The organism is Bacillus sp. AFS098217 (assembly GCF_002551815.1).
GTDB lineage: Bacteria > Bacillota > Bacilli > Bacillales > Bacillaceae_G > Bacillus_A.
Genome location: NZ_NVPR01000169.1, coordinates 21,671 through 40,911 on the forward strand (window position 1 = coordinate 21,671; position 19,241 = coordinate 40,911).

Annotated in this window: 19 protein-coding genes, 1 pseudogene and 1 other annotated feature; of the genes and pseudogenes, 14 read left to right on the forward strand and 6 right to left on the reverse strand. The window is 37.0% G+C overall.

What is annotated here, in order from left to right; all coding sequences use genetic code 11:
• The first annotated feature begins 1 nt into the window (after position 1).
• The 3 genes from COO03_RS26135 to COO03_RS26145 are packed head-to-tail and all read left to right on the forward strand — an operon-like array spanning position 2 to position 2,903.
• Positions 2-772: an ABC transporter permease gene (locus tag COO03_RS26135; protein ID WP_097899855.1), complete on the forward strand. Its 771-nt coding sequence runs from the start codon at positions 2-4 to the stop codon at positions 770-772.
• Between the two features lie 14 nt (positions 773-786).
• Entirely contained in the window at positions 787-1,470 is a 684-nt protein-coding gene (locus tag COO03_RS26140) for a response regulator transcription factor (RefSeq protein WP_097899856.1), read from the forward strand.
• Entirely contained in the window at positions 1,470-2,903 is a 1,434-nt protein-coding gene (locus tag COO03_RS26145; RefSeq protein ID WP_097899857.1) for a sensor histidine kinase, read from the forward strand. The genes COO03_RS26140 and COO03_RS26145 overlap by 1 nt, the downstream gene beginning before the upstream one ends.
• A 77-nt stretch (positions 2,904-2,980) precedes the next feature.
• Here the strand turns inward: COO03_RS26145 and COO03_RS26150 are convergent, their stop codons facing one another.
• Positions 2,981-3,367, reverse strand: coding sequence for a DUF3938 domain-containing protein (locus COO03_RS26150; protein ID WP_097899858.1), 387 nt, complete (start codon positions 3,365-3,367; stop codon positions 2,981-2,983).
• A gap of 370 nt (positions 3,368-3,737) precedes the next feature.
• Positions 3,738-4,631, reverse strand: coding sequence for a YitT family protein (locus tag COO03_RS26155; RefSeq protein WP_097899859.1), 894 nt, complete (start codon positions 4,629-4,631; stop codon positions 3,738-3,740).
• Between the two features lie 275 nt (positions 4,632-4,906).
• On the opposite strand from COO03_RS26155, the gene COO03_RS26165 reads away from it, so the two are divergent.
• Positions 4,907-5,191, forward strand: a complete 285-nt coding sequence (locus tag COO03_RS26165) for a hypothetical protein (protein ID WP_097899860.1) — start codon at positions 4,907-4,909, stop codon at positions 5,189-5,191.
• Between the two features lie 28 nt (positions 5,192-5,219).
• On the forward strand, positions 5,220-6,002 hold the full coding sequence (locus COO03_RS26170) for a membrane protein insertase YidC (protein WP_097899861.1): 783 nt from the start codon (positions 5,220-5,222) through the stop codon (positions 6,000-6,002).
• Between the two features lie 27 nt (positions 6,003-6,029).
• On the opposite strand, the gene COO03_RS26175 is transcribed toward COO03_RS26170, so the two are convergent.
• Positions 6,030-6,257 (reverse strand): hypothetical protein, encoded by a 228-nt coding sequence (locus COO03_RS26175; protein WP_097899862.1) that lies wholly within the window; start codon positions 6,255-6,257, stop codon positions 6,030-6,032.
• A gap of 166 nt (positions 6,258-6,423) precedes the next feature.
• Positions 6,424-6,659 (forward strand) — a binding site (T-box leader).
• Positions 6,660-6,722: 63 nt separating this feature from the next.
• Between COO03_RS26175 and COO03_RS26180 the strand changes: the two genes are divergently transcribed.
• From COO03_RS26180 to COO03_RS26190, 3 genes and pseudogenes are all read left to right on the forward strand, one after another.
• Positions 6,723-8,036 carry an APC family permease gene (locus COO03_RS26180; protein ID WP_097899863.1) on the forward strand — a complete coding sequence of 438 codons (1,314 nt, stop codon included), beginning with the start codon at positions 6,723-6,725 and terminating at the stop codon, positions 8,034-8,036.
• A gap of 24 nt (positions 8,037-8,060) precedes the next feature.
• Positions 8,061-8,222: pseudogene (locus tag COO03_RS26185) on the forward strand (MFS transporter); the annotation flags it as partial.
• 282 nt (positions 8,223-8,504) lie between these two features.
• Positions 8,505-8,684 (forward strand): hypothetical protein, encoded by a 180-nt coding sequence (locus COO03_RS26190; protein WP_097899872.1) that lies wholly within the window; start codon positions 8,505-8,507, stop codon positions 8,682-8,684.
• Between the two features lie 136 nt (positions 8,685-8,820).
• Here COO03_RS26190 and COO03_RS26195 read toward each other — a convergent pair whose 3' ends face one another.
• Entirely contained in the window at positions 8,821-9,579 is a 759-nt protein-coding gene (locus COO03_RS26195; RefSeq protein ID WP_097899864.1) for a TrmB family transcriptional regulator, read from the reverse strand.
• A gap of 228 nt (positions 9,580-9,807) precedes the next feature.
• Here COO03_RS26195 and COO03_RS26200 point away from each other — a divergent pair, with 228 nt between their 5' ends.
• From COO03_RS26200 to COO03_RS26215, 4 genes are all read left to right on the forward strand, one after another.
• Positions 9,808-11,808, forward strand: a complete 2,001-nt coding sequence (locus tag COO03_RS26200; RefSeq protein ID WP_097899865.1) for a methyl-accepting chemotaxis protein — start codon at positions 9,808-9,810, stop codon at positions 11,806-11,808.
• Between the two features lie 103 nt (positions 11,809-11,911).
• Positions 11,912-12,214: an MTH1187 family thiamine-binding protein gene (locus COO03_RS26205; RefSeq protein WP_001018864.1), complete on the forward strand. Its 303-nt coding sequence runs from the start codon at positions 11,912-11,914 to the stop codon at positions 12,212-12,214.
• A gap of 114 nt (positions 12,215-12,328) precedes the next feature.
• On the forward strand, positions 12,329-12,574 hold the full coding sequence (locus COO03_RS26210; protein ID WP_097899866.1) for a YusU family protein: 246 nt from the start codon (positions 12,329-12,331) through the stop codon (positions 12,572-12,574).
• 547 nt (positions 12,575-13,121) lie between these two features.
• The gene (locus COO03_RS26215; protein WP_097899867.1) at positions 13,122-14,039 is read left to right on the forward strand and encodes a proline dehydrogenase family protein; all 918 of its coding nucleotides are present in this window, start codon (positions 13,122-13,124) and stop codon (positions 14,037-14,039) included.
• Between the two features lie 23 nt (positions 14,040-14,062).
• On the opposite strand, the gene COO03_RS26220 is transcribed toward COO03_RS26215, so the two are convergent.
• Positions 14,063-14,902, reverse strand: a complete 840-nt coding sequence (locus tag COO03_RS26220) for a D-alanyl-D-alanine carboxypeptidase family protein (protein WP_097899868.1) — start codon at positions 14,900-14,902, stop codon at positions 14,063-14,065.
• Positions 14,903-15,165: 263 nt separating this feature from the next.
• Entirely contained in the window at positions 15,166-15,312 is a 147-nt protein-coding gene (locus tag COO03_RS26225) for a YuzL family protein (RefSeq protein WP_016112417.1), read from the reverse strand.
• A gap of 237 nt (positions 15,313-15,549) precedes the next feature.
• Here COO03_RS26225 and COO03_RS26230 point away from each other — a divergent pair, with 237 nt between their 5' ends.
• Both COO03_RS26230 and COO03_RS26235 read left to right on the forward strand, forming a co-directional pair.
• Complete coding sequence (locus COO03_RS26230; RefSeq protein WP_097899869.1) at positions 15,550-17,931, forward strand: 3-hydroxyacyl-CoA dehydrogenase/enoyl-CoA hydratase family protein; 2,382 nt, start codon at positions 15,550-15,552, stop codon at positions 17,929-17,931.
• A gap of 21 nt (positions 17,932-17,952) precedes the next feature.
• Positions 17,953-19,128, forward strand: coding sequence for an acetyl-CoA C-acetyltransferase (locus COO03_RS26235; RefSeq protein WP_097899870.1), 1,176 nt, complete (start codon positions 17,953-17,955; stop codon positions 19,126-19,128).
• The last annotated feature ends 113 nt before the right edge of the window (positions 19,129-19,241 follow it).

Sequence of the window (19,241 nt, forward strand, 5' to 3'; positions counted from 1 at the left end):
AATGAAGCAGTTAATGATAAGTGAGTTTGAAAGGATTTTTTCGCGAAAAAAAACAAAGGTAATGTTCCTTGTTTTTACATTGTTTCTTATAGGAGACGCCGTTTTCCTTGATTACGGGAAATTGGCAATTTATAGCAGTGAGGGAGCGGCGGCACCTTTAAGTCAGTTGAATTTTCAAGTGACTCTAGCGAAAGAAATATATTTCGTATTAGCATTATTAGTTTTCCCGATTTTATTTATTGATAGTTTTAATGGTGAGCGCTCGTCTGGAGCATATCGTCTTGTTTGTATAAGACCAATTGAGAGAACTAAGCTGCTTGTAGCAAAATGGCTAACTCAGTTCATCCTGGCAATTGCGTTTTTGTTTCTTACGTTTATCTTCGGGTATATATATGGCAAGTTATACATTCCTACAGCTGAATATACAACGTTTTTACATCAAGATATCAAATATAATGCAGCGGAAGCTTTCTTATATACATTGAAATTTTACGGGGTATTCGTACTTATTACAGCAACCATTTTATTATTAGCGAGTTTCGTAAGTTTATGGATGCCAAACGTGGTGCTATCTTTCTTTGGGACAATTGGCCTGCTTTTTGGAGCACTATATATTCATGACAGTTTTTCATATTTCTTATCAGCAGGTCAAGAAGCAATCCGTATATTAAGTAATGGAGATTCCATATTCTACCTTGTGAATGGTACAATTTTAGTAGTTTGTATGTTACTCAGTTTTATAACGTGGAAGACAAAGGATTTGTATGAGTGAAGGGGAGAATGACCATGGCAGAGACGATTTTAGTTGTTGATGATGAAGAAGATATTTTAACGTTTATTACAGATAGTCTAGCTATGGAAGGGTATTGCGTGCGAACGGCTTTAGATGGGAAAGAAGCACTCCACCAACTAGATGACAATGTGAGTTTAGTTTTGCTTGATGTAATGCTTCCAGATATGAATGGATTTGAAGTATGCGAAAAAATTAGGGAGAGACAAACTTTTCCTATTCTATTTGTAAGCGCCGATAGTAGGGAGCAATCACGCATTGAAGGGTTGATGATTGGCGGAGATGATTATATTAATAAGCCGTTTAGCTTAAAGGAATTAAAGGCAAGGATTATTGCAAACTTGCGTCGTGCTGCTGATTTAAGAGAGGAAAAGCGAGTTCTTCGTTATGGCAACATCGTAATTGATTTACAGAGTTATGAGGTAACAGCAGGAAATCAAATGATTCATTTTACAAAGAAGGAATTTGAAGTTGTAAAAATGCTCGCGCTACATTCCGGTCAAGTGCTAACGAAAGAACAGCTTTTTGAGAGAATTTGGGGTTATGATAGCGAAAGCGATGTGTCTACTGTAGTAGAACATATGAAGAAAATTCGAACAAAGCTTAGTATGTATGACCGGGAGCATACGTATATCCAAACTGTGTGGGGAATTGGGTATAAGTGGAGCGTACAGGCGTGATGGAGAAACTACGGATTAAACAACAATTAGTTGTTGGTTTCTTAATTATTTTGATTGGAAGCCTAGTATTGACTATTTTAACGGCAATCGGTGGTTGGTATTGGTTACAAAGTGATGGGAAAGAGAAAGTGTTTCCGGCCAATTACTATCAGAATCAAATCCCTTCCATTGAGGAATATATTAAGAAAAAAGAAGAATTTTTATTAAATATGAGCGAAAAAGAAGAGTTTGAAAAAGTTATTCCTATGAAGGGTATTCAATATCAGGTTGTAGATAAGCAAGGAGAAATCCGTTATGGTACATATACAAAAGAGATTATAACGAAGCAGAATCCACTTTTGAATGTTATTAATACAAATATTTATGCAGAAAATAATAATAGTGAGATTACAACCTATGTTCCGCTAGTCGATAAGGATGGGAATTTACAAGGAGCAGTCGGCTTGCATTATCGTTTGGCCGTTTCAACAAATTCCCTTATTGATTATCTTCCGATTATTCTATTTTTTAGTGCTCCTTTTATTTATATTACAATTTTAGCGTATATGATTTCGAATCGAATGGGGAAAAGAATCGGAAAACCACTTGCTGAACTTTCAGAAGCCTCTAAGCGAATTCAAGCACATGACCTTGACTTTAACTTAGAATACAAAGCAAATAACGAAATCGGTGAATTAGTTCATTCATTTGAAAATATGCGCGCTGCATTAGCTAATAGCTTATCACGCCAATGGGAACTAGAAGAAGAACGGAGAGAATACGTCAGAGCAATTTCTCACGATTTGAAAACACCACTAACAATTGTCCAAGGGCATGCCGAAGGGCTACAGAGCGGTCTATGGAAAAATGAAGAGTTGTTGCAGCGTTATTTACAGACGATTGAACGGAATACAAATCGAATGGCGAAGCTGCTGCAAGAATTCAATACGGTGAATGAGCTCGAGAGTTTTTCGTTTCAATTATTTTTAAGCGAAGTGAACTTGGAGAGCTTTTTTCGTAAGAAGATAGAAGAGTATGAGTATGTTGCCAAAAAGAAAGAGATAGAATGGAACGTTATGTTCGAAACGGATGATGATAGACAGACATTCGTATTTGATCAAGAGAGAATCAGTCAAGTAATGGACAACATCGTTATGAATGGTGTTCGTTTTACACCAGGGGCAGGTAAGATGTTAGTAAAGGTATGTATACAGCACGGTGCATTGCAGTTTCATGTGTACGATTCAGGGAGCGGCTTTCAATCTGGAGATATGCAAAAAGTATTTCAGCGCTTTTATCAGGAAGATACATCTCGCTCCAGTAGTAAAGAACATTCAGGCCTTGGATTATATATTGCGAAGACAATTGTGGAGAAGCATGACGGAAAAATATTTGCGGAAAATAGTTCAATATGCGGCGGGGCGCATGTGTGGTTTCAGATTCCGAGTGTGTAATAAGATGGCGGATTTTGTGAAAGCACCGATATATTGAAAAACGAGGCTGGGAGATGTATCTTCCAGCCTCGTTTTTATTAAGAGTTACTTTCAATGTGGTGACCGTTTTCCTCTCTAGGGTCTTGTAATAGGTTAAATACATCTGCTAAGCAAAATGCGATAAACCAAGTCCAAAGGCCGTGGAAGACAGCTGAGCCTAATTGAAGTGGTAATGTATAGTTTGTCATTGAGTAGGAAATACATCCTCCAACGATTCCGATCATTGTTAATAGCATTGTTTTTTGAGCGTTTTCTTCTGGGTTAAAGAGGAAGTAAATGTATCCGCCTAATATTGAAGCGCTTACAATAGATTCGATTCCATTAAAAATAATGTGTTCTCCAAGCTGATTGTTTGTCCAGAAGCAAATTGCGCCGCCGATAATCGCAAACAAAGCAGCTACCCAGTACCGTATATATTGATTCATATGTTCATCTCCTTATGTAATAAGATGATTTGGAAGTCAAAAAGATAGGTATAGTATATAGAAGTGAATGTTAGTTGTACGTATTTTTTCTATAAAAAGAGTTGTGAAGAATAACTAAGATGATCGGTCTTTTTAAGCCGTTTCTTGTAAGATGTGATAATACTAGTTATTACGTAAACTTGTGCTTGAAATATACCCGACTTCTCGTTTCTTTTTGCTTATAAAAATAAGAGAAACTCCCAAGTCTATACATTTTTTTGTAAGTCTTATTATATTATAACATATTTCAAGGGGTAATAATAGAATTATCTGATTTTGTAATAAGTGTAAAAAATAAAAAGCGCAAGGAATCAGGATTCCTTGCGCTTTCTTATATACGTTTGAAACGTCCAACGATTTCAACGGTTTCTGTAATATTCATAAACGCATGATTGTCTACATGACGAATGATGCGTTTTATTTCTCCTAATTCGTAACGAGTTACGACAGTGTAAATCATTTTTTTCTTATGGTTGGTATAGCCGCCGACAGCGTCTACCATTGTTACACCACGTATGCCGTAATGCAGTAGTGCGCTTTTAATTTCCTCGCCTTTTTCTGTAATTGTCATTATCGTTAATTTAATGTGTTTTGTATGTACAGCATCAATTACTTTGCTGACAACGAAACGGCTAATTAATGTGTACAGTGTAATATCCCATCCGAAAATAAAGCCAGCGACAACAAGTAAGATTAAGTTGAAGACAAAAATAATAGCACCAATCGAAATGTCTTTATATTTCGCTACAATCAATCCAACAACATCAAAACCACCTGTTGAAGAAGCAAATCGGAATATAATTCCTGAGGCTGCACCACAAATGACGCCACCGAATACAGATGAAAGTAAAATGTCATTTGAAACTTGATGTACTGGAATAATGTTCATGGCTACAGATGATACTGCCACGAAGTACGCTGTTAAAAAGGTTGTCTTCTTCCCTAAGTAAAAATGACTTAGAATAAGAAGCGGGATGTTTAATAAAAAGATAAGTGCACCTATATTATAGTGCATTAAATAACCGATAATCATCCCTACACCAGCGAAACCACCGCTAATCATATTATGCGGAATAAAAAACATATTCATTGAAATAGCATACAAAATGGAAGCTACAAAAATAACAATCAACTGTATTATAAATTCTAAATGAAATGTTCTAGCTGCTGGGAAGGATAAAAAGGCGGTATCGGGAACGTAATCGGCGTCTCCTAATTGACCCATAGTATGTTTCATCTCCATATTTATTTTTGATTACAAGAAGAGAATAATGCTTTTTTCAAAAGCTGGCAACAGTTTTATTATAATAAGAAAATTTTATAAATTTCTAAAAAAATAAGCCTATTCAGTTATGTGTGTGAATATACTAAAGAAAGCGAATACAACGATTTTCTTTATTGTTTTTTTGAGAAAATATGCAAAATCCTTTTTTGAAAATAAAAGGAAATAGAGAATGTTTGTTGAATGTGCTAAAATGACTTTATTAAGGATGTGAAGCGATGGAATTTTTATTGCAAGATGCAATTCTATATATATCTGTTGTAACGACAGCGCTTTGTTTATTAGAAGTCTTTTTTCTCACTAGTGTTTCTCGCTTTGTAAGGCAGCAAGCATCATGTGGTAGACAAAAAGCTTTCACGTTTGTTGATACATGCGAAGAGAGTCTTGGTAATATCCCGCTCTTTTCTATTTTCTATAAATATGGAATGGCTCGTTCAGTTCGCAGGCAAGAATCGAGCGGTGAGAGTGACGAGGTGGGTCCATATATACCAATGTTTCGCTAACTAATTACGAAACATTGGAGGAATGAACATGTTAAAATCATACCGAGCTGTGCTCGTTAGTTTATCATTATTACTTGTTTTTGTTTTATCTGGTTGTAGTAATAGCGGAACAATTGATGCAAATAGTACTGGTGTTTGGAATCACTATTTTGTGTATCCAATTTCATGTATGCTTCAATTCGTTGCTCATCATATACCTGGAGGAAGCTTCGGGATTGCAATCATTATCATTACGCTCGTTGTTCGTTCAGCAATGATTCCATTGGCTGTTGCGCAATATCGCGGTCAAATGAAAATGAAAAAAATGCAACCTGAACTCCAGAAGCTAAAGAAAAAATATGGTGATGTGAGTAAAGATATTGAAAAACAAAAACAGTATCAAAAAGAAATGTCAGAACTAATGAAATCAGGCGGTTGGAATCCACTTGCTGGGTGCTGGCCAATCTTTATACAAATGCCGATTTTCTCAGCATTGTATTACGCGATTAGCCGAACTGAAGAGATTCGTACATCTTCATTTTTATGGGTGAACTTAGGACATGCAGATCCATATCACATATTACCGGTTCTTGCAGCGTTAACAACATTTATTCAAATGAAGGTTATACAGTCAAATATGACATCTGGGGAGCAAGTTCAAATGCTGAAAGTGCAGCAGGTCATGATGCCAGCAATGATTTTATTTATGGGATTTGCGGCACCATCAGGACTTGTTCTGTACTGGATTACAGGTAACATATTTACAATGACGCAAACAATCGTTCTTAGAAAAGTAATGGACCGTGAACAGGGACAATTACAAAATGCATAGAAAAACGCCGCTCATTTGAGCGGCGTTTTATTGATTTGTTGAAATTCTTTTCATTGTTAGTATGTAGGTGAAGACACTGAATGCAATTGCAAATCCAATGAACACTTCCGTGTATTGGAATTTTCCTAACGTATAAAAGGATGCGGCAGGAACAATAAAGACAGTTAAAATGCTATAACCAGGATACTTATGTCGAAATATGATGGCAAAGATGAAAGATAGGATTGTTGCTGTAATACAGATAACTGGAATCATATCGATACCTCCTTTATATGTATATTGTACTGTTTTAAGGTAATCTGAAAAATAGTAGTGCTCCTGTTATACTATAAGAGGAAATATTTTTGTATGTTATATAAAAAATAATATTGATTTTTTGAAAAAATTCAATATAATGAAAAATAACTACAAAATTCGACATCAAGAAGTAATGATGAGGACATGATCAATTTTTTACGATTCTCAGAGAGGGAAGCCTTTGGCTGTGAGCTTCCTAATACGAAAAAATGGATTACCACCTCTGAACTGCAGCAGTGAATGAATATCTAGTAATTGCTTGCCGGCAAAAACCGTTATCTAGACTTGAGAAATTGGTGAAGTGTGTTACTTTACTGATGAAACAAGGGTGGAACCACGAATACAACACTCGTCCCTTTTTTAGGGAGGAGTGTTTTTTTTTTATTTTTGCATCACACTAGAATTGGAAGGAGGATATATAGCATGCATCATGATGAGAAAAACAAAATTGGTTTAACAGTAGCACTATCCATCGTTGTAGGGACTATTATTGGATCTGGTGTATTTATGAAACCAGGGAGCGTATTAGATTACGCAGGAAGCTCTAATATGGCAATCCTTGCTTGGGTAGTAGGGGGATTATTAACATTAGCTAGCGGTTTAACTGTAGCTGAAATTGGAGCGCAAATTCCGAAGAATGGTGGATTGTATACGTATTTAGAGGAGATTTATGGGAGTTTTTGGGGGTATTTATCTGGGTGGATGCAAACAATTGTATATGGCCCAGCTATTATTGGAACATTAGGTTTGTATTTTAGCTCTTTAATGATTAACTTCTTCTATTTAGATAAAGTATGGAGTTTACCAATCGCAATTGGAACAGTTGTATTCCTTGGTGTTGTAAATAGTATGGGAACGAAATATGGGGGCATTGTCCAAACGATTACAACAGTTGGGAAGATGATTCCAATCGTATTAATTGTTGTGTTAGGTTTTTGGAAAGGGAATAGTGATATTTTTAATGTAGTTGTACCATTGTCAGAAAATCAAAGCATTGGGATGGCAATTTTAGCGACTTTATTTGCTTATGATGGTTGGATTTTACTCGCTTCTATCGGCGGTGAAATGAAGAACCCAACAAAGTTATTACCAAAGGCGATGACAGTAGGAATTTTAATTGTAACAGCTGCTTACGTATTAATTAACCTAGCGCTACTAAAAGTATTACCAGCGGCGAAGATTGTAAATCTTGGAGAAAATGCGACAGCGACAGCAGCTGGGATGTTACTTGGGGAACATGGCGGGAAAATCATTAGTATCGGTATTATTATTTCTATTTTTGGATGTTTAAACGGAAAGATTTTAACATTCCCGCGTATTCCAATGTCGATGGCGGAACGTGGACAACTTCCGTTTTCTAAGTTTATTGCAAAAGCACATGAGAAATTTAAAACACCTGCAAATGCAATTACTTTTGAAATTATATTAGGTATTATTTTAATGATTATTAGTGATCCAAATAAGCTATCTGAGATTTCCGTATTTATCATTTATATTTTCTATGTGATGACATTTATCGGTGTCTTTATTTTACGAAAACGTAATGAAGGGAAAGAGCGTGCGTACAGCGTGCCATTATTCCCGGTTGTACCAATTTTAGCGATTCTAGGATCACTATTCGTAATTGGAAGTGCGATTATTAATGATCCGCTAAGCTGTTTCTTATCAATTGGAATCGTATTTACAGGCCTTCCTGTTTATTGGTATTTAAATAAGAAAAAAGAAACGCAGTCTTAAGGAGTTAAAAAGCAGGCGCATCATGCGCCTGGATCCACAGTAGGCGGAGCTGTGATTGAACAATCATCTGTCATATATAATGCTTGGGTAGGTGGGGGTTTTGTTATTTTGGCATTACTTTGTACAATCTTCTCGATTACGAGAGGACGATCTACTCAGGCAGTAAAGAAAGAATCTATCGTTTGATAGGTTCTTTTTTTGTGAGTTAAAAGTTGAAGGGATTACCAGTTTGATATTGAAGGGTATTATATAAATCCATTTTCATTTTTTAACATGTAAGTCGCTGCTATAAAGAATAAAATATGACCTGCACTCGTATTCTCCCTTTGTTTTTCCCCTTGCATGTGGCAGGAAAAGGCCCTGACCGCTTCTATGCATGAATAGATGCTCTCGGCCACCTAAAAAGAAAGGGATTTTCAGGTCGTTTTTTCAATTTGTATGTATACAGGGAAAGGTTGGTGTATTGTTATGGTTATAAGTTTTATAAGTTCGATGCTTAGTTTTTTGGCAGTAATCTTACCCTTTTTTTTTATTATTTTTGGATTAAGATGGGTTCGTTTTATCTATTTGAATTCTGAGAAACAAGTTAAGCAAAATGAAAAAATTATTGAGCTGTTAAATGAGATAAAGAAACAAAATATGTCCTGAAGGTTCTGTATTCACAAATAGCAATCATCCAAAAAACCAATTACATAAGGTTGAATTAACAAAAGCATAAGAAAAGAGAAAGCATTCAAATATTTGAGTGCTTTCTCTTTTCTTATAAACAAATAAAGTTGTATTTTTAATACCTCAATTTCATTAAAATGCTCCGAATTTCCTCATCATTCATAAAGAGATCATGATGCTTCTCAGTAATTTTTGCAAGTGCCACATCATGATAGAAGAACTCTGTAAAGAATTTTACGAATGGTTGAGACATAGTTTTCATTGCCTGCCAAGATTCTTGCTCTACCCCAGCAAATAAAATTGCATGATCATCAACGATAAGCAGTATGTAACGTTCTAATGCGTTAGGTTCTTCAGTTGGAATAAGGAAATGAACGTTTGTTAGTTCTGTTTCCACATTTCCAACTACAAGCGCCTCAATATCAATGCCTTGCTTTGCCTTTTTTTCTAGTAAGGGGAGATACTCTAAAAATGTATCATTCCAAGCGGAAATGCGGATAGATTGTGTAGCGTCTTCTATCATTTGCTTGCTTTGTACTTGAATAGAAGCCTGCATTTTTAAACTCCAAACACGGTCATCCGTGAAGGATTTTTTTGAGATATTGGTTTGAAGTTCTTTAATATGAGATTGAAATTCTGTCGTTAATTTTTGAATCGCTAGGTCTAATGGTAAAGCGGTATATAACTTTTTCTTTTCTGATACGGAATCCATGACCATTCCTTTATCGATGAGACGTGCCAACACCTCATATATCTTTGCCTTTGGGACTCCTGAATGTTTTACGATTGTTGTTGCATCTAATGGTTCATCGCTTGAGACTAGAACTTCATACGCCTGGCTTTCATATTGTGAGAAACCGAATTTTTGTAACATAACTCCTCCCGAACAAATTAGATTCTATCTTAAGAATAAAGAACTATTCGTATTTATACAAGTGTTGCTAGGGTAAACTTCTTTTTATACAGAAATTAAGAGATGCGGTGAAATATATATAAATAAATTTTTAAATTATATAGGATTGAGGTTTTAGTTTTATCCATTATACTTAATATAGTGATTAATGTAATTTAATTTCATTAAGAAGGAGCTGCTTGAGGAGAGATGCTAAGAAGTTTACGTTGGAAAATTGCAGTAGTGTTTTCGGTGCTTATTACGATGATTTTTGCAATACTAGGTACAGTTGTATATCAAGTGCAAAAAGAGAGAGAAGCAAGTTCACTTAATCAATATTCTCAAAACACGATGGAACTTGTGACAGAACAACTCACGGCATTTATACAGGGAATTGAAGAAGATATAGGGCATTACGGGAGCAGTGATTTGATTCAAGGGACGTTACAGGATGGTGTTACGCCAGAAAAAGAGAACGTTATATTAAAAGAATTTTTACAGTTTAAAAAGAATCATCCTGATATTTTAGATTTATATATTGGGACGAAAGATAAGAAAATATTGAGTGCAAATATTGCTGAGGGAGGAAAAGTACCAGAAGGATATGATCCGACTTCTAGACCTTGGTATAAAGAGGCTGAAGCAGATACAAAATCTATTCATTGGGGACAGCCGCAATATGAAATTGCAACAGGAAAGTTAAGCGTTGGGGTTTCAAAGGCCATTGTTGCTGGAGATGGTTCTGTATTAGGGGTTGTAGCGATGGATGTATCGCTAGGAACAATTCAGAAGCTACTACATAATATTCAATATAGTTACAACGGAGAAATGTTTATTGTAAATGATAAAAACATTGCACTTGCATATCCGGAAAAAGTGGGGAAAGATGTTTCAAAAGAACCGCTTATACAGAGCATAAAGAAAGATACAACGAAATTTGCTGTGTCTACATTAAAAGGTAAAGATGTAGTCGTTTATAGTCAACCATTTGATAGGATGAAGTGGAAGATAGGGATGGTATATCCAAAAGAAGCGATTGATAGTGTGCTAATAGAGACACGTAATGCAGTAATTGGAATGGCTTGTGCAAGTCTATTGATTGCAATAGTCGTATCATATTTGTTCTCAAGAAGATTGGCAAGACCGTTACAATTATTGACGGAACATGTCCAAAAGGTAGCAGAGGGCGATTTAACGTTGCAAATGAAAGTGACAAGTAAAGATGAGGTTGGTACGCTTACGACGCATTTTAATTATATGATTGACCAAATGAATGAAATGGTAAGTAAGATTAAGCGTAATGTGACGACGGTCCAGCAATCTACTCATAATCTACATTATTTAACCAATGAAACTGTTGCTGCTAGTAAGGAAGTTTCGGGAGCAATGGAAGATGTAACAGGCGGAGCATCAACGCTTGCAAATAGTGTGGAAGAAGTTTCAGTACAGCTTGAAAATATGACTCATTCGGTCGGACAGATGAATGAATCAGTTGGAGCAATTAAAGAGGTGACAAGTAAGGCAGAACAAGCATCAAAGCAAGGATTAAATACGATGCGGCATTTAGTTCATACAAGAGGAGAATCGTCTTCCATTGTGACGAATACAGAGGAAGCATCGAGTAAGCTAGAGCATCGGGTACAATCTATTCAAAGTGTTGTAGCGCTTATTAAAGGTATTTCGGATCAAACAAATTTACTTGCTTTAAATGCATCTATTGAAGCAGCGCGTGCAGGAGAACAAGGAAAAGGATTTGCAGTTGTTGCAGAAGAAGTAAGGAAATTAGCAGAGCAATCAAAAGAAGCAACAGAAGAAATTACTAGTATGATTGGAGAAGTGCAATTAGAAGTCTCGCGTGTTTTAGAGGTTGTAAGTAAATTGAAGGGCATTACTGATGTGCAGGATCAGGTTACGACAGAAGCAGAAACAGAATTCCGTACGATTATGTCAGTAGTAAATACAATTATTACTTCCGTTGAAAAGATTGTATTAGAAGTAAATAATATAGGGCATGAGCAAGAAGAGATTACAGGAATTATGCAAACAATCGGAGGAACGAGTCAAGAAAGTGTGGCAGTTTCTGAAGAGGTAAATGCAGCAACTGAATCGCAGGTTGTACATTTAGAAAAGGTATCAGATACGATGAAAGCATTGAGCGAGGAAATGAAAGGTTTAGAAAAATTAGTAGAGCAATTTAAAGTAGAAGAATAAGAAAATCGGCTTGATATTATTAGTAAAATGACGTTTATTTCGGTACAATAGGTAATGAATTTATAGAGGAAGTTCAAAAAGTCCGTTTAGGAGGGAAACAATCATGGCAATTGTTGATGTATCGATTATTCCAGTTGGAACAGGTAATCCAAGCGTAAGTGAATATGTAGCAGAAGTACAAAAAGTGCTAGAGAAAAACGCTGATCGCGTGAAGTATCAATTAACACCGATGAACACAGTAATTGAAGGAGATCTTCCTGTATTACTTGAAGTCATTCAACAAATGCATGAAGTGCCATATACAAAAGGTGCAAAGCGTGTAGCGACAACAATTCGTATTGATGATCGCCGAGATAAAGAAAGCACGATGGAGAAAAAATTAAACTCTGTTCGTTCGAAATTATAGGGAAAAGCAGCGATTTTCGCTGCTTTTTTGTATGGATAAATTAGGTGAGAAAGGTGTATTCATGGTACACTTTTTTATTATCTATTGCATTGCCTAGTGAAGGAGGAAAGAGCGATGAGTGACAAGTTTAATGAGCAGTTTGATGGCTTGCTTGAGAAGTATACAGAATTGTTATTAGGGGAGAGCAATGAGGAACGAAAAGAGCAAGTGCAAAAATGGGCGTTGTATTCTTATATTGCCAAGACAATGCCAGCGCTTGTAAAACACTGGAATGAGACATATCCAGATGGAAAAGAAGAGATGGTGCGTTTAATTTCTGATATTAAAAAATTGAATGACGAACATCGTAATGATAAATAAGAAGTAGAAACTATTTTGTAATTCTTTCATAAAAAAGCTTGAGGAGAAATAGTCCTCAAGCTTTTTTATGATTCATGATCTCATCAATTAAAAAATCGACATACCCCTCTCTTTTTAGGTAGGAGAGAGCATCTGGCCATGCATAGAAGCGGTTAAGGCCTTTTTCTGCCACATGCGAAGTAAAAACAGAAAGAGCAAATGAGTGTTGGTTACATTAATATCTTTATATAATTTATCCCGCATGAATGGGTAGTAATACTCCTACTTCAAAATTGGGCGAAAGCAAAGAAGTTAGGTGGGAGATAAGTGTGCTCAAAAGTATGTCGAATTTTGTATTCAAATTGTTTTTTTCATCTAGTAGTCTCTTTCTTTCTAAATGTCGAAAACTTTTTATAAATATTTGAAAGCGAGAATATAGGTTTTTGAGCATGTTTATTGTATCTTAAGAATTATCTAAATAATTATTTGTATCAAATAATTTCAAACAGTGATATAATTTAGAAGAGGGGTAAAAAACAGACAAAGTACAGTCATAGGGGTGGATTACATGGAACAATTAATGCGCAATTCGTTTCTTTTTTTATCAAAAAATAAAGCGCTAACAAAACTGGCTAAGAAGTACGGCTTACGCTTTGGTGCAGGCCGCTTTGTCGCAGGGGAGACAATCGATTTAGCAGCAGCTGCTATTAAGCAATTAAACAAGCAAGGTCTTTGTGTAACAATCGATTATTTAGGTGAGTTCGTTGATAATGAAGCAGAAGCAAACGAAATGGCAAGTCAATCGATTGAAGCAATTCGTGCAATTGGACGCGAAAACCTTGATTCACAGCTTTCTCTAAAAATGACTTCTATGGGGTTAGATATCTCAGATGATATCGTAATGAATAATATGCGTCGTATTTTAGAGGCTGCAAAAGAAAACAATGTATTTGTTACTATTGATATGGAAGACTATACACGCTGCGGAAAAACGATTGAGATCTTTAAGCAATTAAAATCTGAATACGATAATATCGGTACTGTAATCCAAGCTTACCTATATCGTACAGAAAAGGACATTGAAGATTTAAATGCATATAGTCCTAATTTACGTCTTGTAAAAGGGGCTTATAAAGAATCTGAAGAAGTAGCGTTCCCAGATAAGAAAGATGTGGACGAAAATTATAAAAAAATTATTAAAATGCACTTATTAAATGGAAATTATACTGCAATTGCTTCACACGATGAAGCGATTATTGAATATACGAAGAAGCTTGCTGAAGAACATAATATTTCACGTGATCAGTTTGAATTCCAAATGTTATATGGTATTCGAACTGAACGTCAACTTGAGCTTGTGAAAGAAGGATACAAAATGCGTGTTTATGTGCCGTATGGAAATGACTGGTATGGCTATTTCATGCGTCGCCTAGCAGAGCGTCCAGCAAACGTTGCGTTCGTTTTAAAAGGAATGGTAAAAAAATAACCAAGGAGAAAAATACTCCTTGGTTATTTTAATTGCTGAAACGCGTAATTTGCCATCTTTTTCGCATCAGGATATAGCTGATTACGACTAGAAGAAAACACAACGTTAATAACGCGTTTACCATCCTTTTCATCAACAGTTACAACTGTATATTGTCCTAAAGCAGATAAACCGCTTTTACTTCCAATTGCATAGGGGTCAGCGTAAAGTTCTTCGCGGCCATAGTTTGCAATTTTTGGAGCGCGCTGCGAAGTATGTAGTGTTGTATGTATTGTGTTCATATATTGTAGTACAATCGGATATTTTAATGCTTCTTTTGCAATAATTGCGATGTCATAAGGGGAAACCTTATTGCCGAGTGCGTCAGCCCCGCTCGCATTTTTGAAAGTTGCATGTTTTGTCCCGAGTTCTTTCGCCCTTGCATTCATCATTTTTACAAACTTCTCTTTTGATCCTGCGATATGTTCCGCGATCGACTCAGCAATTGGATCGGCACTGATAACAAGCATCAGTTTTAATGCCTCGTCTCTTTTTAGTTTTTCACCAGCACAAAGTTTAATTTTCGAACTCTGACTTTCCGTTTTTATCGCATTTTCTGTGACAGTAATTTCTTCATCTTCCTTTACATTCTCTAGTAACAGAATGGTTGTCATCATTTTAGCTACACTTGCTGGATAAGAACGTTCTTCTTCCCGTTTTCCGTATAAAACTTTCCCCGTATTTGCATCGATTGTAACACCATATTTTCCTGTGATATCAGGCTGATTACTTCTTACGTCTTTTTGCCTTTTTGTGTAAGAAAAGAAAATCATACTTGTAAATAGTGTAGCAATCATAACAATCATGATTATTGTTCGTTTCATTATGCAGTCCCTCTTTTGTTTGTCCTTATGTACAAATAAATTGGGCAGAAAAAGCAGCCCAATACTCATTATGCCACGTTCTCTGCCCAAAAATATAGAGGAAGTTCAAGAAGTCCGGTAAAGATCACCGCCCGCATTTCTTCGTTACGTCGCCAGTCTGGTACTCATGTAGTTCTTCCACCTACACTCCGTATCCTCCCGGCTTCCGCGCCTCGAACTGCTCGGCTCTCTTTATCCTACTTTTTGAACAAGCACATATAGCGTTATTTTTCGCCCATGTTGTGCTTTTTGTATTGCTGGTTATTACCTTGGCGTCCTTTTTCAATCCCGCGATCTATTGGACCTGCATTTCCTGTTACACTTGCTGCGCTAACGCCTGCTTTTGAAGGGTCTTTCTTAAGTCTAGCCATATATATTCCTCCGTTTTTGTCAAATTCTAAAAAGGAAAACGCGTATTTTATCAAGAAAATACACAATTATAGAGTACCCAAACAAAAGAAAAATATTTATTTCAGAAAATTTTATCAATAAATATATTGCGAAAATTTAAACAGTATCATATATTTATTAGTAGAGGCTCACTCATTGATTGCGACGTATGTCGAAAAATTGAATGAGCATTCATTCAAGAATAGGGGGAGAAATGGATGTTCCAAATTAAAAAGGCTGCTGTTCTCGGTTCTGGTGTAATGGGGTCAGGGATTGCGGCACATTTAGCCAATATCGGTATACCAACATTATTGCTTGATATTGTACCACCATCGCTTACAAAAGAAGAGGAAGCGAAGGGACTTACATTAGAACATAAAAGTGTGAGAAATCGTTTTAGCAATGGGGCACTGCAAAAATTAGTAAAGCAAAAGCCAGCTCCTCTTACGGTGAAGGGCAACCTTGCATTAATTGAAGCGGGGAACTTAGAGGACGATCTTGAGCGCCTTGCAGATGTAGATTGGATTATTGAAGTTGTTGTTGAAAACTTAGATATTAAAAAGAAACTATTTGAAAAAGTAGATGCTGTTCGTAAACCTGGCTCTATTGTGAGCTCAAATACATCAGGTATTTCCGTTGAGAAAATGGCAGAAGGTCGTTCAGATGACTTCCAAAAACACTTCTTAGGAACGCACTTTTTTAACCCACCACGATATTTAAAACTTCTAGAGATTATACCGACAAAAGAAACAGATCCACAAGTGTTAAACTTCATGAAATTATTTGGCGAAGACGTTCTTGGAAAAGGCGTTGTTATCGCAAAAGATACACCAAACTTTATTGGAAACCGAATCGGTACGTACGGCTTACTTGTAACATTGCAAGAAATGATGAAACGCGGCTATAGCATTGGAGAAGTTGATTCTGTAACAGGTCCATTAATTGGCCGCCCAAAGAGTGCGACGTTCCGCACGTTAGATGTCGTTGGCTTAGATACATTTGTTCACGTTGCGAACAATGTATATGAAAATGTACAGGAAGAAGAACGAGATGTATTTAAGGTACCTGCTTTCATGCATGAGATGTTAGATAAAAAATGGCTTGGAAGTAAAACGGGTCAAGGTTTCTTCTTAAAACAAGGAAAAGAAATTTTAGAATTAAATCCTGAAACGATGGAATACGAAGCACGGAAAAAATTAAAAGCAGCTTCCGTAGAGCTAAGCAAACAAGAAAAAGGATTAGCGAATAAGTTGAAAGCGCTTGTATACGCGAAAGATCGTGCAGGAGAGCTATTGTGGAACATTATTACACCAACTCTTCTATACGCAGCGAAGCTTCATAAAGAAATCGCAGATGATATTGTGGCGATTGACCAAGCGATGAAATGGGGATTCGGCTGGGAGCAAGGACCATTTGAAATCTGGGATGCAATTGGCGTAGAAAAGTCCGTTCAAAAGATGGAAGAAAACGGCGCAGTTGTTCCTACTTGGGTGAAAGACATGTTAGAGAAAGGTTTTACTACTTTCTATAAACATGATAATGGCGATAGCTACTATTACGATAATGGTGAATATAAGCTAATCGAACGTAACAAAAAAGCAATTTCTCTTAAGCAGTTAAAAGAGAAAAACGGCGTGTTAAAGAAAAATAGTGGCGCGAGCTTAATTGATTTAGGCGACGGCATCCTTTGCTTAGAATTCCATTCGAAGAGCAATGCGATCGGTATGGATATTACGCAAATGATTAACTACGCTGTTGATGAAGTAGAGAAAAATTATAAAGGTCTTGTTATCGGAAACCAATCGAAGAACTTCTGCGTTGGGGCCAACCTTGCGATGATCTTAATGGAAGCGCAAGACGATAACTACTTTGAAATTGAGTGGGTTGTGAAAAACTTCCAAGATGCAATGACGAAAATTAAGTACTCTTCTAAGCCAGTTGTAGCAGCGCCATATGGCATGACGCTTGGTGGCGGTACAGAGGTTTGCTTACCAGCAGCTAGCATTCAAGCTTCTAGCGAAACGTATATGGGATTAGTAGAAGTTGGTGTTGGTTTAATCCCTGGCGGTGGCGGTAACAAAGAACTATATATTAAGCACCTAAACAAAATGGCAAACGGTGTGGAGTTTGATCTGCAAAAGGTTGCGAATAAAGTGTTTGAGACAGTAGCGATGGCAAAAGTTTCAACATCTGCACAAGAAGCAGTTTCTCATAACTTCTTAGGCGATAAAGATGGTATTAGTGTGAATGGTGATCACTTACTATATGATGCAAAACAAAAAGCACTTGCTTTATATGAAGCAGGCTATAAAGCGCCAATCCGTAGAAAGATTCCAGTTGTCGGTGAAACAGGATATGCAACGCTTGTCCTTGGAGCAGAAGCAATGCATTTATCTGGTTATATTTCTGAATATGACTTACACATTGCGAAAAAACTTGCATATGTCATTGCTGGCGGAAAAGTACCGTACGGAACAGAAGTTGATGAGCAGTATTTATTAGATGTAGAACGTGAAGCATTTATTAGCTTAGTAAGTGAGATGAAGTCACAAGCAAGAATGCAGCACATGCTTGTAAAAGGAAAGCCATTACGTAACTAATAACGAGGGGAGATATCGTTCATGAGAGAAGCTGTCATTGTTGCGGGAGCAAGAACACCGGTTGGGAAAGCGAAGAGAGGTTTATTAAAAACAGTTCGTCCAGATGACTTAGGGGCATTAGTAGTAAAAGAAACGTTAAAGCGTGCAAATAACTATGAAGGACCAATTGATGATTTAATTTTCGGTTGTGCGATGCCAGAAGCAGAACAAGGTTTAAATATGGCACGTAATATCGGCGGATTAGCAGGACTTTCTTATGATGTTCCGGCTATTACAATTAACCGTTACTGTTCTTCAGGATTACAGAGTATCGCTTATGGAGCAGAACGCATTATGCTTGGTCACTCTGAAGTGGTATTATCTGGCGGAGCGGAATCTATGAGCTTAGTTCCAATGATGGGACATGTTGTTCGTCCAAATAGCCGCCTTGTAGAAGCGGCGCCAGAATATTATATGGGCATGGGACACACAGCGGAGCAAGTTGCTATGAAATATGGGATTTCCCGTGAGGAGCAAGATGCATTTGCGGTAAGAAGTCATCAGCGTGCAGCAAAAGCATTAGCAGAAGGGAAATTTGAAGACGAAACAGTACCTGTTGATGTAACGCTTCGTACTGTTTCCGCAAATAACAAATTACAAGAAGAAACAATCGTCTTCTCACAAGATGAAGGAGTAAGAGCGGATACGACATTAGATGTCCTTGGAAAATTACGCCCAGCATTTAATGTTCGCGGTTCTGTAACTGCTGGTAACTCTTCACAAATGAGTGACGGGGCAGCATCCGTTCTTCTAATGGATCGTGAAAAAGCAGTGAGCGATGGCATGAAGCCGCTTGCGAAATTCCGCTCATTTGCAGTAGCTGGCGTACCGCCAGAAGTAATGGGAATCGGTCCAATTGCAGCGATTCCAAAAGCGTTAAAATTAGCGGGATTAGAACTATCTGATATCGGCTTATTTGAGCTAAATGAAGCATTTGCATCTCAATCAATTCAAGTTATTCGTGAGCTTGGCTTAGATGAAGAAAAAGTAAATGTAAACGGCGGTGCAATCGCACTTGGACATCCACTTGGCTGTACAGGAGCAAAATTAACATTATCTCTTATCCATGAGATGAAACGACGTAATGAACAGTTCGGTATTGTAACAATGTGTATCGGCGGCGGAATGGGAGCTGCTGGAGTATTCGAGTTACTATAAAAAGTGGAAGCGGCTCGCTTAGAGTGTGAGGGGGATGGAGCTTCTGACGTAGAGGCGTCCTTTGCCTCGCAGGAGGAAGCGAAGCCACCGAACGTTCTAGCCGCTGGAACTAG

Bases quoted from the DNA above. Each gene is read 5' to 3' on its own strand.
- COO03_RS26135 (WP_097899855.1), top strand. From the start codon at position 2: ATGAAGCAGTTAATGATAAGTGAGTTTGAAAGGATTTTTTCGCGAAAA.
- COO03_RS26140 (WP_097899856.1), top strand. From the start codon at position 787: ATGGCAGAGACGATTTTAGTTGTTGATGATGAAGAAGATATTTTAACG.
- COO03_RS26145 (WP_097899857.1), top strand. From the start codon at position 1,470: ATGGAGAAACTACGGATTAAACAACAATTAGTTGTTGGTTTCTTAATT.
- COO03_RS26150 (WP_097899858.1), bottom strand. From the start codon at position 3,367: ATGAATCAATATATACGGTACTGGGTAGCTGCTTTGTTTGCGATTATC.
- COO03_RS26155 (WP_097899859.1), bottom strand. From the start codon at position 4,631: ATGGGTCAATTAGGAGACGCCGATTACGTTCCCGATACCGCCTTTTTA.
- COO03_RS26165 (WP_097899860.1), top strand. From the start codon at position 4,907: ATGGAATTTTTATTGCAAGATGCAATTCTATATATATCTGTTGTAACG.
- COO03_RS26170 (WP_097899861.1), top strand. From the start codon at position 5,220: ATGTTAAAATCATACCGAGCTGTGCTCGTTAGTTTATCATTATTACTT.
- COO03_RS26175 (WP_097899862.1), bottom strand. From the start codon at position 6,257: ATGATTCCAGTTATCTGTATTACAGCAACAATCCTATCTTTCATCTTT.
- COO03_RS26180 (WP_097899863.1), top strand. From the start codon at position 6,723: ATGCATCATGATGAGAAAAACAAAATTGGTTTAACAGTAGCACTATCC.
- COO03_RS26190 (WP_097899872.1), top strand. From the start codon at position 8,505: ATGGTTATAAGTTTTATAAGTTCGATGCTTAGTTTTTTGGCAGTAATC.
- COO03_RS26195 (WP_097899864.1), bottom strand. From the start codon at position 9,579: ATGTTACAAAAATTCGGTTTCTCACAATATGAAAGCCAGGCGTATGAA.
- COO03_RS26200 (WP_097899865.1), top strand. From the start codon at position 9,808: ATGCTAAGAAGTTTACGTTGGAAAATTGCAGTAGTGTTTTCGGTGCTT.
- COO03_RS26205 (WP_001018864.1), top strand. From the start codon at position 11,912: ATGGCAATTGTTGATGTATCGATTATTCCAGTTGGAACAGGTAATCCA.
- COO03_RS26210 (WP_097899866.1), top strand. From the start codon at position 12,329: ATGAGTGACAAGTTTAATGAGCAGTTTGATGGCTTGCTTGAGAAGTAT.
- COO03_RS26215 (WP_097899867.1), top strand. From the start codon at position 13,122: ATGGAACAATTAATGCGCAATTCGTTTCTTTTTTTATCAAAAAATAAA.
- COO03_RS26220 (WP_097899868.1), bottom strand. From the start codon at position 14,902: ATGAAACGAACAATAATCATGATTGTTATGATTGCTACACTATTTACA.
- COO03_RS26225 (WP_016112417.1), bottom strand. From the start codon at position 15,312: ATGGCTAGACTTAAGAAAGACCCTTCAAAAGCAGGCGTTAGCGCAGCA.
- COO03_RS26230 (WP_097899869.1), top strand. From the start codon at position 15,550: ATGTTCCAAATTAAAAAGGCTGCTGTTCTCGGTTCTGGTGTAATGGGG.
- COO03_RS26235 (WP_097899870.1), top strand. From the start codon at position 17,953: ATGAGAGAAGCTGTCATTGTTGCGGGAGCAAGAACACCGGTTGGGAAA.